Here is a 13457-nt window from a genome sequence, read left to right on the forward strand (position 1 = left end):
GTATGAAATCCGTAGGACTTGCCGTCTTTGTTGCATGCATGCTCCTACACCCCATTTCGGCAGAAGCACAGTTAAATAAGCAAAAGCCGAAAGATGTTCAGGATGTAGGTATTGAAGAACATCTGGGAGATAAGATACCTCTGGACCTGATGTTCGCTACTTCCGAGGGTGATTCTGTTACGCTGGCATCTTTGATGAAAGGGGATAAACCGGTATTGTTAAATCCGGTTTATTACGAATGTCCCATGCTTTGCTCGATGGTTATTGAAGCGGTCTATTCCGGGGTCAGTGATTTAAAATGGACCCCCGGTGACGAGTATAATATCATTACATTCAGTATTGATCCGGAAGAGGATAGCAAACTTGCTGCTTCAACCAAAGACTCGATGATTACAAAGCTCGGTAGAGATAATGCCCGTGAAGGGTGGTATTTTCTCACCGGTAATGAAAAATCAATCAGAACACTTACTGAGGCAATTGGCTTTAAATACAAGAAAGTTGAAGAACAAGACCAATTTGCTCACAGTGCGGCAATCATGTTTTTAAGTCCAGACGGCACGCTGACGCGCTACCTCTACGGTATCGAATTTGACGAATTTAACTTACGTAATGCACTTTATGAGGCGGCCGACGGTGAAGTGGGCAGTGTTACAGAAAGGGTATTACTTTATTGCTATCAATACGATCCTGACTCAAACAGTTATGTGGCGGTAGCCTGGCGAATCATGCAGCTGGGTGGCTTTGCTACAGCACTTATTCTGGGTATATTCATCGGTTTATTGTGGCTGAAAGAAAAGAATTCTAAAAACGATAAGAACATAAAGATAACGAATGGAAGCTCTTAGAGATTTTATCCTCCCCCCTGCCAAATCAACGGTGGCAAGCGAAGTCGATGCCTTGTTCTGGTTTGTTCACCTGAGTAGCCTGGTACTGACCATTGGTATATTGGTTGCGCTGGCTTACTTTTTATATAAGTACCGCCGCAAGTCGGAAAACGACGTCACACCGGTCATCACGCACAATAACAAACTAGAGGTAACCTGGTCGGTAATCCCGTTGATTATAACACTCGTGGTATTCGGATGGGGTTTTCAGACCTATGTAACGATGACTACTCCTCCCGATGATGCCTACGAGATAAATGTGACTGCACAGAAATGGCTATGGAATTTCACCTATGAAAACGGGGCCAGATCAACCGGCGAACTGCATGTGCCCGCCGACCGGCCTGTCAAGCTTATTATGAGTTCAAACGACGTCATCCACTCTTTCTTTGTTCCTGACTACAGGATCAAGCAGGATGTGGTACCGGGAAGATATACCGAAACATGGTTCCGTGTACCTGAAGCAGGTGAATCGATTATATTCTGTACGGAATATTGCGGTACAGGACACTCCGACATGTATGGTAAAGTGATTGTCCATGAACAGGGAGAGTTCGAAAACTGGCTGGCCAGCAATCAGGGCGGCGGATCAAAGCCCGATGACCTGGCACCTGCCGAATGGGGCGAACAGCTGGCCCAGGAACAGGCATGCGCTACCTGTCACTCCGCCGACGGCTCCCAGATGACCGGACCTACCTGGCAGGGACTATTCGGTTCGAACCGGCAATTTACAGATGGAAATAGTGCTGAAGCCGATGAAAACTATCTTAGGACTTCAATACTAAACCCCAACGATGAAATAGTTGAGGGTTATCAGCCTGTCATGCCTTCGTACCAAGGCCAATTAAATGACGAGCAAATCAATGCAATTATCGAATACATAAAGACGCTGAATTAATATGGCAAGTGCAGAAGCTAGTTCTAATTTATCCAAAAAAGTTCAGGTTCAACGGTATAAGCCGGTTGACTATCTGAAAGAAAACTACCTGAATGTCCAGAAAGGCCTCTGGTCTTGGCTTACTACCCTAGACCACAAGCGTATCGGGATTCTTTACCTGATTTCGCTTACTGTTGCGTTTCTGATAGGTGGAGTAATGGCACTGGGTATCCGCATGGAGCTGTGGACACCGGCCCAGACCTTCATTGAAGCAGACACTTATAACCAGCTTTTCACCCTCCACGGGTCAATCATGATCTTTCTCTTTCTGGTGCCTTCGGTACCGGCCGTATTGGGTAACTTTATCCTACCCATTCAGCTCGGAGCGAAAGATGTGGCCTTCCCCAGGCTGAACCTTATGAGCTGGTATTTATATATGGCTGGAGCTGCTATTTCCATTTATTCTATACTTGCCGGCGGTATTGATACCGGATGGACTTTCTACACACCATATTCGTCATCCACTGGAGGTGCCGTTACAGCAATGACCTTCGGGGTCTTTATTATTGGTTTTTCCTCCATATTAACCGGTGTAAACTTTATCACCACCATACACAAAATGAGGGCGCCCGGCCTTAGCTGGGATAAACTTCCCCTCTTTTGTTGGGGCTTATATGCAACCAGTATCATACAGATTCTTGCGACTCCGGTTCTTGCTATCACAATTCTGCTGGTTGGTATGGAACGGATATTGGGCATCGGAATCTTTGACCCGGCACTGGGCGGAGATCCAATTCTTTACCAGCACTTTTTCTGGTTCTACAGTCACCCGGCTGTGTACATTATGATTGTACCTGGTTTTGGTATTGTTTCAGAAATTATTTCAACATTTTCGAGAAAGACCATTTTTGGATACTGGGCTATTGCGCTCTCTTCACTGGCCATTGCATTTATCGGTTTCCTGGTATGGGGACACCACATGTTCGTTTCCGGTCAGGCATCTCTGGCTTCCATGGTCTTTTCTTTCCTGACATTCCTGGTAGGTATTCCAACAGGTATTAAGATGTTTAACTGGCTCTCTACGATGTACAAAGGGTCAATAAAACTGGATACCCCATTATTGTATATACTGGGCTTTTTCTTCCTGTTTACCGTGGGCGGACTTACCGGTATTGCACTGGCCACGATCGCCATCGACGTTCACCTACACGATACCTATTATGTTGTGGCACACTTCCACTTTGTAATGGTCGGCGGTATGGTAATGGCCTTTATGGGTGGACTTCACTACTGGTGGCCGAAAATGTTTGGCGTGATGTACAACCAGAAACTGGCCAAGCTAGCCTGCTTCCTGATTTTCGTAGGATTCAACGTAACCTTCCTGCCTCAATTTGTGATGGGGTCTCAGGGAATGCCGCGACGCTATTTCAATTATATCGACCAGTTTCAGTCATTCCATCAGATCTCAACGGTGGGTTCTTTCATTCTCGGTATCGGTTTCATATTGGCAATCGGATACTTTATTCACTCCATTTACTATGGCAAGAAAACTGTTGCCAATCCCTGGGGAAGCCGGGCTACCGAATGGCAAATACCTTCACCTGCTCCGCCTCATAACTTCGATTACACACCGGTTATGATTCACGGTCCTTATGACTACCACAAACCTATGGCTGACTTCCAGCTGGGTCTGGTACAGTCGGGCAACGGACACGACGCGGAACATTCGGGAGAGATTGACAAGAAAGTAGAAGCAGATAATTAATATAAACTGATAAACCGAACGTAAATCATGGCAAATCATTCAAGCGCAACTACGCACGCCAGCCACGTGCAGCATCATTTTGTTGACTCCGATCAACAGTTTGATGCGGCCAAATTCGGGATGTGGATTTTTCTGGTCACAGAGATCCTATTTTTTGGCGGACTTTTCGCAGCTTATATAGTATATAGAGCCTGGTATCCTGAACTCTTTACGCTGGCATCGGAAGAGCTTAACACACTATGGGGCGGGGTAAACACGCTGGTACTTATCGGCAGTAGCCTGACGGTTGCCATGGCGATCAAATCTGCCCAGCTGAACCAGAAGAAGAATATCATCATCAATCTGGGCATCACCATAGCTCTTGCCTTTGTATTTATGGTGATCAAGTATTTTGAATACACCCACAAATTTGAAATTGGAATCTTCCCCGGTCAATTTTACGCTTTTGAAGGAATCGACCATCCGAAGGCTAATATCTTTTTCAGCCTTTACTACCTAATGACGGGACTGCACGGAATTCACGTGTTGGTTGGAATCGGCTTAATGATCTGGCTGGTTAAAAAAGCAATGAACCAAGCTTATGACAGCGAATATTATACACCCTTGGAAATTACCGGGCTTTACTGGCACCTGGTGGATATCATCTGGATATTCCTGTTCCCCTTATTCTATCTAATTGATTAACTCTATAAAACACTCTGATCCATGAGCGGACATCACATATCAACAGATAAAACGTTACTCTCGGTCGCCGGAGCATTATTTGTCCTGACAATAATAACAGTTCTAGTTCATTACCTGGCGCTTCCTCATCCATGGTCAATACTGGTTGCTATGGCTGTAGCTGTAATGAAAGCTACGCTTGTAGCTATGTTCTTTATGCACCTTTATTGGGACAAGAAGTTCAACAGCATGCTTCTCATAGCATCTTTTGTGTTCCTGGCACTGCTGGTAGGCTTTACCATGCTAGACACCATGTTCAGAGAATTGCCGGTGCCTTCTTTCTAGAACAAGACACCTTATAATAATTTCAAAAAATGCAGTGACTCTTAATGATGAGTCACTGCATTTTTTTTCATCCAATTTTTATGCAACCTGACCTGTTTGGTAATCTCTACTTATTCTTTACCACAAGCAGCAGTAAAAATTCCAGGCAGATTAAAACCGCCACTCCCACCAAATGAAATACCTGATAGGCCGGTGGCATCCCCAGATAATAAAGTCCCGCACCTAACGCAATTTGGAAAAGAATAACACCCAGGATGGCCAAGCTTAATTTCTTTACAAGCGTGGATCCCGACTTCCAACCTCCGAGGTAACCGATCAACAATCCGGGAAGAAATACCGACCAGGATAATGTTCTGTGATATTCATCGATCGATCCGATGAGATCCAGCCATGCTTCTCTGGGAGCAGATTCCTCGGCATTCTTAACCAGGTCGATAGCCTCTCTCACCTGAGTTCCCAGTACGGTTTGTCCCAATGTGCAGATCAGTAATACGATACCAGTCCAGAAAAGCCATCTTCTAAGATTTTGGGAAAGGTCAACGGTAAGAAATTCACTGGTCGCCTTGTAGGCGGCAAAGAGCAATACAGCCATGATAGACATCGCCAGCATCATATGCAGGGTTATAAGCCACTCGCTGAGACCTGTGAGCACCACCTGTCCACCAAGCCAACCCTGAATCAGAACCATCACGAAAGCAGCAGCCGAGCTATAAAAAACAGCGGGCTTGCTTTTGCGATACCTGAATGACAATACAAATGTTGAAAGTATGAGTATCCCTATTACTACACCGATCAGACGGTTAATATATTCCGTCCACGTTTTGATGACATTGAATTGATCGGCATTGAACCCTGCAGGCAATTCCGTTACAGAAGTTGGCGGTATCCATAACCCAAAACATTTAGGCCAATCAGGACAACCGAGTCCGGCACCGGAAGCACGGACCAACCCACCCACAAAGATTAGAAAAATGGTGGCCAACACCGTTGTAATCGCAACTTTTTGATAGGTATTTAAGTTCATGATATTGAATTGACTCTACAACTGAGCAGTCACTTTAATTTTTTGAAAAATTTAGTAAACCGGCATTTGGTCAGTCCCACATGGTTTAATTCCAGTGGGAATTTGTAATATTGACAGGTAACAATTTTAATAATATTTCAGTACCTTTAGTGCCTGCAAAACAAGCGAATGCGCATGAAGTTAAGTACAGATTTTACCCTTTCAAAGTTCATTGATACCGAAAAGCTGGCGGCTTATTACGAGCTGACCAAACCGGGCATCACGTTTTCCGTTCTAGCCAGCATGCTTGTAGGCTTTTTACTGGCTTCCGGTAACAATATTGACTATGTGCTTATGCTGCATGCTGCTATCGGTACCTATCTGATAGCAGCCGGTACATCCGCCCATAACCAATTTCTTGAATGGCGTCTGGACGGGAAAATGAAGCGAACTCAAAAACGCCCCGTACCGTCCAATAAGATCACACCTCTGCAAAGTTCTGCGTTTTCTCTTTCATTTATAATACTGGGATTGGTCTACTTGCTGTTTGTCGTGAATTTTGTCGCCGGATTGGTTTCACTGGCAACGACGCTGCTGTATCTTGGCGCTTATACTCCTATGAAGCGAGTATCCGTGGCTAATGTGTTTATCGGTGCCATACCCGGGGCACTACCTCCCGTTGGTGGCTGGGCAGCGGCTGCCGGACATCTCGGAAGCCTGGACATGTGGCTCCTTTTTGGCATCGTATTTTTCTGGCAGATCCCACATGTAATGGCAATTGCCTGGGTTTGTAAGGATGACTACAGTAACGCTGGCTTTGTGATGCTTCCTAAAAATGATGAAAACGGCACCAAAGCGGTTGCTTTGATACTGGGATGCCTTATTGTCTTGCTTCCCATCTGCTGGGGGCTTTTTGCCAGCGGTATGAGCAGCTGGATCTATCTTTCCGGTGCCCTGCTCAGCACATTGGTTTTTCTATTCTACGGAGTTCATTTCGCCCTATCACGCAGCAAGGAATCGGCGAAACAACTCATGTTTGCCTCCTTCGGCTACCTCCCTTTGATCTGGATCTTTATCTTCATTGATATCCTGTTCTAGGCTTTAAACATTTCCTTTTTCTCTTACAGGATTCATGAGGCAAATTGATTTTTCAGCCAGCTTTCCGGCACACCCTTTCTGATTAGTACTTCCATTTAGTTTTAGAGGTAAGAGCCGAATCTTGGATATTTATATCTACTCCATATGTAAAAACTCTGGTATTTCTTCCCTCACTCTTATTCTTTTTGTACTATTTAGCCCATTTGAAGCTAATTAATACTTAAATATGACACGCAGAAATCATTTTCTAAGCGGAATCATCTGGCTCTTCGCTCTTACTTTTCTGATTACCGGCACGCTTCCGGCCCAATCATCTGATATCTATTATCCCTCCCGGTTCAGTTGGGAGAAGAAAGCACCCGAAGAAGTGGGAATGAATGCCGGTGCCATTGAGGAGGCCATAGAGTACGCCAAAGCCAATGAATCGACCAACCCTAAAGATCTCAGTCTACACCTGAATAGCAGAACCGGAGAACCGTATAATAATATCATCGGCCCGGTAAAAGAACGGGGACCTATGACCGGTATGATTATTAAGGACGGGTACCTGATTGCCGAATGGGGAGAGCCGCATCGGGTAGACATGACTTTCAGCGTTACCAAAAGCTTTTTATCTACAATCGTTGGTGTTGCATGGGATAAGGGAATGATTCAGAATATAGATGATAAAGTACAGCAGTATGTGCCTGTACAGCATTTTAATTCGGAGCACAACGCTAAAATAACCTGGGATCACCTGTTACGGCAAACGAGTGACTGGGATGGAACGCTTTTTGGAAAGCCGGATTGGGCTGATCGACCTACCGAGGAAATCACCCCCGAGGTTATCAATCGCAAGCGCAATGAACCGGGCAGTACCTGGAAATATAACGATGTAAGAGTAAATGTACTGGCACTTGCTGCAATGAAGGTATGGCGAAAGCCTCTACCAACAGCTCTCAGGGAACATGTTATGGATCCTATAGGTGCTTCGAATACTTGGCGATGGTATGGTTATGAAAATTCATGGGTAAATATTGACGGACTCAGAATGCAGTCGGTAAGTGGAGGCGGCCACTGGGGTGGCGGAATGTGGTTGAGCGCCTATGACCAGGCAAAATTCGGTTATCTCTTCCTCCGGGATGGACTATGGGAAAACAGGCAAATCATTTCCAGAGAGTGGATTGACATGGCTAAAACACCAACCGAAGCCAATCAAGGTTATGGTTTTATGAACTTTTTCCTGAATAATGATCAGGAGCGAATGCCTAGCGCACCGCGCAGCGCCTATGTGTTTCTTGGCAGTGGAATCAACATGGTATATATTGACAAAAGTAATGATCTTGTAATTGTAGGCAGGTGGATATCTGACTATGAGGCTATGGATGGTATTATCAAGAGAGTAATAGGGGCTATTGAAAATTAATTTCACCTAAACAAATACTTAACGTAATTTGTATAGCAACTACAGACTATAAAGACATTATTCCCATGAGATTCCTACATATACTGATTCTTATACTACTGGGAGGAGTGCTCTCCTCCTGCTGGATAGAAGCTGCTGAGGATTCACCGAATGGACCGGAAGAACCCGACCCCATTCCCTATGAAAACGTGAGCAATTCAAACCTCCCTACTGCCAGCTTATCAGGCAACAGCAATAGCGCCCTCGCAGTCGATATTGAACAAGACGGCGACCTGGATATTGTAATTGCAAGTCAGGGACCGAATAAAATCTTGCTCAATAACGGTTCAGGTGTATTTTCCCTGCTTCAAAATTCCATCCTCGATCGCTTTAGTTATAATTCGCAGGATGTGGCTGTAGCTGATTTTAATGGCGATGGACGGTTTGATCTCTTCTTCGGTAATGCTGCAAACCAATCCAACCAGCAAATTAATGAGTTTTATATCAACCAGGGTAATGTCAGTTTTAGTAACGACATCGGGCTCATCCCTGTATCCGGTATCTCTAATGCCACCGTTGCCCGGGATATAAATAATGACGGTTTCATCGATATTATAATCGGAAACAGCGGTCAAAATATTTTATTGATCAATAACGGAAATGCCCGCTTTTTCGATGAAACCGGACAGAGGCTGCCTTCTCGTTTTGACCTTACAAGAGACGTTGAAGTAGGAGATATTTCCGGCAATGGTTTTCCGGATATCATAGTGGGCAATGAGACCGACGACAACCGGATATTGGCAAATAACGGATCCGGCATCTTTCTGGATCAGACCGGCTCACGCCTGCCGGCTATCAGCGCTATTGAGGAGACGCGGGAAGTTGAACTTGCAGATGTTGATGGGGATGGAGACCTGGATATGTACTATTCCAACGTCCGCATATTTGAGTCAGGAGCAGATCCTCAAGACCGCCTACTGATAAACAATGGACAGGGTTTATTTGCGGATGTCACCTCTTCACAGCTTCCGGCAAAGACGTCAAATACTTTTGATTCCGATTTCGTGGATATCGATGGGGACGGAGACCTGGATATCGTAACCGGCAATTTTAATGGCGGGATACAGGTCTTTATTAATAACGGTGCCGGTACTTTTAGCGATGATACCGAAAACTGGCTCCCCGAAGGACTGACGCCGCAGGTAGTTGATTTTGAGATAGCCGATTACAATGGTGACCAGCTTCCCGATATCTATATCGCTGCCTATAACGGACCTGATGTGCTGCTACTCAGAAAGGACCTACAAGAGTAAGATCTGTATTCGTATTTCTGCCCGTTTTACGAATCATGATTAGTTGTTGTTTTGTGTCAGTCGTAAATAGCGGGATATTTCTCCGGATCTGCCTCATGCATGATATCATAAACGGCATCGAAGATATCCTCCTCGTTAGGTTTGGAAAAGTAATCACCGTCAGACCCGTAGGCACCGCGATGGGCCTTGGCAGTCAGGCACAGCGCTTCGGAATCGAGGTAATAATATCCACCATAATCATCTATTACTTTTTGCATCATATAGGCCGTTGCGCCACCCGGAACATCCTCATCAACAAATAGGATTCGATTGGTCTTTTTCAGGGATTCAAGGATATCACGGTTGCGATCGAAGGGAATAAGAGTTCGTGTATCGATCAGCTCGACAGAGATACCTACCTCCTCCAGTTGCGGAAGGACCTCTTCACAGATGTTACAGGTAGAACCGTAGGATACGATAGTGATATCGCTTCCCTCTGAAATCTTGTTGGGGATACCCAAAGGAACTGTAAACTCGCCGAGGTTTTCAGGTTTATCCTCTTTCAGCCTGTAGGCGTTCAGCGGCTCAACTAACAGGGCAGGATCATCACCCTGCAGAAGGGTATTGTACATACCCGCTGCATCAGTGAGGTTTCTTGGCACACAGACGTGTACACCTCGCACACCATTCACAATCATACCCATAGGAGAACCGGTATGCCATATCCCCTCGAGTCTGTGGCCTCTGGTGCGAACAATAACAGGAGCTTTCTGGCCGCCCGCGCTTCTATAACGAAGGGTTGCAAGATCGTCACTTAAACCCTGGAAGCAGTAAAGCAGGTAATCAAGATACTGTATTTCAGCGATGGGTCGCAGACCTCTCAGGGCCATACCAATACCCTGCCCCAAAATAGTAGCTTCACGGATACCGGTGTCACTGACACGAATTTCACCGAATTTATCCTGCATATTTTCAAGCCCCTTGTTGACGTCCCCCAGCTTGCCGGTGTCTTCTCCGAAAACCAGGGTTTGCGGATACTTCTCAAAAATTTTGTCAAAATTATCCCTCAAAACTACACGTCCGTCCACCTGCTTAGGATCATCACCGTACTCAGGCTTCACCTCTTCTACATTCAAGGGAGAATAATCCGTTTCGGAGTAGAGATGAGAATCGTAGCGCTCACGGTTGGCCTTCATGTTCTCATCCAGCCAGTCCATCAATTCTTCCTTCGCCTGATTTTGCTCGCCACGAACTGCTCTTAATGCTTTCTTAGCCGCCGAAATAATATCCTTTCTCAGGGGTACCATCGGCGCCTTCATCTCACTCTTTATCTTATTGATTTCATCACTCTTTTCGCTTGATGATGCCAGTTGATCAAGCAGATCGGCAACTGTGTTAAGCTCTTCTTTCATCTCACCCGTAAAAGCTTTCCATGCCGCCTGTTTTTCGCTTTTTACGTGATCCTTGGCCTCCTTTTCGATGGCATCCAGCTCTTCTTCATTTGCTATGCCTTCTTCTAAAATCCAACTACGTATCTTGTTATTGCAGCAATATTCTTCTTCCCACTCCAGGCGTTCTTCATTCTTATAGCGTTCATGGGAACCCGAAGTAGAATGCCCCTGAGGTTGGGTGACCTCCTTGACATGAACCAGTACCGGTACATGCTCTTCACGTGCGATCTTGGCAGCTTTTTCATAGGTCTCAAGCAGAGCGGTATAGTCCCATGCTTTCACGGTAAGTATCTCCCATCCTTCTTCATCTTCGGTTCGCTGAAAACCTTCAAGAACTTTAGAGATGCTTTCCTTGGTAGTTTGGTATTTTCGTGGCACCGAAATACCGTAACCGTCGTCCCACACCGACATGACGATAGGGACCTGCATGACACCGGCTGCATTGATAGTTTCCCAGAATATTCCTTCTGAAGTGCTGGCATCACCGATTGTTCCCCAGGCAATTTCATTACCGTTTTCTGAAAATTTGCCGAACTCCTCTTTCTCTTTTAATCCTTCATGGTTCCGGTACACCTTAGAGGCTTGGGCCAGTCCTAGTAATCTGGCCATTTGTCCAGCCGTGGGAGACATATCCGGAGAGGTATTTTTCATTTTGGTAAGATCTTTCCACTCCCCGTTTTCATCCAGGCTGCGCGTACTGAAATGGGCGTTCATTTGACGGCCGCCTGAGTGTGGATCGGCTTCCACATTGGCGTGGGCATAAAGCTGGGCGAAAAATTCCTGAACTGTCACCTGACCTATGGCCATCATAAACGTTTGATCACGGTAATATCCCGATCTGAAATCGCCTTCCCGAAAGTGTTTCGCCATAGCGATTTGTGGAATCTCTTTCCCGTCTCCGAATATTCCGAATTTGGCTTTGCCGGTAAGCGTCTCCTTCCTTCCCAGGTATGAAGCTTCTCGGCTGGTCACAGCAAGCTTGTAATCATCCAGTATTTCCTGCTTCTGTTTTTTAGAATATTTCTTTTTAGAAGCTGATGATTTGGATGCGCTTTTATTCTTTGTTTTTGTACTTGCCATAGTATCAATTAAATTCGGTTTGACCGCCGTTTAGACAGTTTTAAAACAGTAAAAGATCGGAATACAACCAGTTCAGAATGATAAGGGCTTCAGCCTTTTTTTACAAAAAAGGTCGGCTATAAAAGTGTAGTACACCTCGATTCAATTAAAAGTTTAAAACTATCTCAAGGTGTACTACACTTATTTAAGCCTCTATTCCATAAAACCGCCTTTGGTCATTTTGATTGGATCCAGTGCCTTATCAAGTTCTTCATCAGACAGATCTGTCATCTCTCTTGCTACGTCCTTGACAGGCCTGTTTTCCTTGAAGGCCTTTTTAGCGATTTTTGCGGCCTGGTCATAACCGATCAGCGGATTCAATGCCGTTACGAGCACCGGATTTCTTCCCACCATATCTTCAATTCGCTCTTTATTGGCGGAAAGCAGTTTTACAGAGCGATCGGCCAGATTGCGCGCCGCATTTGCAAGAATATCTATAGACTCAAGCAGATTATGAGCTACCACCGGCAGCATCACGTTCAGTTCAAAATTCCCGGATTGGCCGGCTACGGTAATTGCCGAATCATTGCCGATCACCTGAGCGCAGACCATAGTAAGTGACTCTTCAATAACCGGATTCACTTTCCCGGGCATAATCGAAGAACCGGGCTGAAGTGCTTTCAACTGTAATTCGCCAATACCGCTGTTAGGTCCTGAGTTCATCCAGCGAAGATCATTTCCGATTTTCATGAGTCCAACAGCAATAGTTTTCAGCTGTCCGCTCAGTTCAACCGGAGCGTCGACGGTAGCCTGCGCCTCGAAATGATTTTCAGCCTCACGAAAATCGATCCCGGTCGCTTCAGAAAGTGATTCAGCCATTTTAGCACCGAAGTCGGGATTGGTATTCAACCCAGTTCCGACGGCTGTTCCTCCTTGCGGGAGTTCTTTAACTCTATCCAAAGCAGATTTCAATCGATCAACACCCAGTTCCAGCTGACGTGCATACCCGCTGAACTCCTGCTGAATGGTGACCGGCATAGCGTCCATCAAATGGGTACGGCCGGTTTTTACTACCTCTGAAAGCTCTTTGCCTTTTTCTTTGAAAGCCTTACTGAGATGTTCCAGTGAGGGAATCAAATGGTTACTAACGGCAAGGGCGGAAGCAAGACGAATGGTTGTCGGGATTACATCATTGGAACTCTGTCCGTAGTTGACATGGTCATTGGGATGAATTTCCACTTCCGTACTGTCATCCTTCAGCTCATTAGCCCTCTTTGAAATAATCTCATTGGCATTCATATTGGTAGAGGTACCGGAACCCGTCTGGAAGATGTCAATAGCAAAATCATCATCAAACTTACCGTCAATAACCTCCTGGGATGCTTCTTGAATAGGGCCGGTTATTTCTTCATCCAGCATTCCCAGTTCGTTATTCACTTTGGCAGCGTGTTTCTTAACCATACCCAAAGCTTCGATAAAGGCACGGCTGAACATGATACCGCTTACCGGAAAATTGTCCACCGCACGCTGGGTCTGCGCACCGTAATATGCATCTTTAGGAACCTTAACTTCACCCATTGAATCTTTCTCCGTACGAAATTCACTCATAACGTCATTAATACTTTATTTGAAGACT

At 45.4% G+C, this 13457-nt stretch carries 11 protein-coding genes; 8 read left to right on the forward strand and 3 right to left on the reverse strand.

Annotated elements, in window-relative coordinates; all coding sequences use genetic code 11:
* The first annotated feature begins 2 nt into the window (after nucleotides 1-2).
* The 5 genes from G3570_RS10900 to G3570_RS10920 are packed head-to-tail and all read left to right on the forward strand — an operon-like array spanning nucleotide 3 to nucleotide 4534.
* Nucleotides 3-845 (forward strand): SCO family protein, encoded by an 843-nt coding sequence (locus G3570_RS10900; RefSeq protein WP_165142195.1) that lies wholly within the window; start codon nucleotides 3-5, stop codon nucleotides 843-845.
* Nucleotides 832-1782 (forward strand): cytochrome c oxidase subunit II, encoded by a 951-nt coding sequence (gene coxB, locus G3570_RS10905; protein WP_165142197.1) that lies wholly within the window; start codon nucleotides 832-834, stop codon nucleotides 1780-1782. The genes G3570_RS10900 and coxB overlap by 14 nt, the downstream gene beginning before the upstream one ends.
* 1 nt (nucleotide 1783) lies before the next feature.
* Nucleotides 1784-3526 carry a cytochrome c oxidase subunit I gene (gene ctaD / locus G3570_RS10910; protein ID WP_165142199.1) on the forward strand — a complete coding sequence of 581 codons (1743 nt, stop codon included), beginning with the start codon at nucleotides 1784-1786 and terminating at the stop codon, nucleotides 3524-3526.
* 27 nt (nucleotides 3527-3553) lie between these two features.
* Nucleotides 3554-4210, forward strand: coding sequence for a cytochrome c oxidase subunit 3 family protein (locus G3570_RS10915; protein ID WP_165142201.1), 657 nt, complete (start codon nucleotides 3554-3556; stop codon nucleotides 4208-4210).
* A gap of 21 nt (nucleotides 4211-4231) precedes the next feature.
* Nucleotides 4232-4534: a cytochrome C oxidase subunit IV family protein gene (locus G3570_RS10920; protein ID WP_165142203.1), complete on the forward strand. Its 303-nt coding sequence runs from the start codon at nucleotides 4232-4234 to the stop codon at nucleotides 4532-4534.
* Between the two features lie 106 nt (nucleotides 4535-4640).
* Here the strand turns inward: G3570_RS10920 and G3570_RS10925 are convergent, their stop codons facing one another.
* Nucleotides 4641-5558, reverse strand: coding sequence for a COX15/CtaA family protein (locus G3570_RS10925; protein ID WP_165142205.1), 918 nt, complete (start codon nucleotides 5556-5558; stop codon nucleotides 4641-4643).
* A 174-nt stretch (nucleotides 5559-5732) separates the two neighbouring features.
* Here G3570_RS10925 and cyoE point away from each other — a divergent pair, with 174 nt between their 5' ends.
* The 3 genes from cyoE (at nucleotide 5733) to G3570_RS10940 (ending at nucleotide 9332) form a co-directional block, all read left to right on the forward strand.
* On the forward strand, nucleotides 5733-6635 hold the full coding sequence (gene cyoE, locus G3570_RS10930) for a heme o synthase (RefSeq protein ID WP_165142207.1): 903 nt from the start codon (nucleotides 5733-5735) through the stop codon (nucleotides 6633-6635).
* A gap of 226 nt (nucleotides 6636-6861) precedes the next feature.
* Nucleotides 6862-8040, forward strand: coding sequence for a serine hydrolase domain-containing protein (locus G3570_RS10935; RefSeq protein ID WP_165142209.1), 1179 nt, complete (start codon nucleotides 6862-6864; stop codon nucleotides 8038-8040).
* Between the two features lie 65 nt (nucleotides 8041-8105).
* Nucleotides 8106-9332, forward strand: coding sequence for an FG-GAP repeat domain-containing protein (locus G3570_RS10940; RefSeq protein WP_165142211.1), 1227 nt, complete (start codon nucleotides 8106-8108; stop codon nucleotides 9330-9332).
* A gap of 56 nt (nucleotides 9333-9388) precedes the next feature.
* Here the strand turns inward: G3570_RS10940 and G3570_RS10945 are convergent, their stop codons facing one another.
* Both G3570_RS10945 and G3570_RS10950 read right to left on the reverse strand, forming a co-directional pair.
* Nucleotides 9389-11842, reverse strand: coding sequence for an alpha-ketoacid dehydrogenase subunit alpha/beta (locus tag G3570_RS10945; RefSeq protein ID WP_165142213.1), 2454 nt, complete (start codon nucleotides 11840-11842; stop codon nucleotides 9389-9391).
* Nucleotides 11843-12034: 192 nt separating this feature from the next.
* Entirely contained in the window at nucleotides 12035-13429 is a 1395-nt protein-coding gene (locus G3570_RS10950; RefSeq protein WP_165142215.1) for a class II fumarate hydratase, read from the reverse strand.
* Nucleotides 13430-13457 lie beyond the last annotated feature (28 nt).

The organism is Halalkalibaculum roseum, from assembly GCF_011059145.1.
GTDB lineage: Bacteria > Bacteroidota > Rhodothermia > Balneolales > Balneolaceae > Halalkalibaculum > Halalkalibaculum roseum.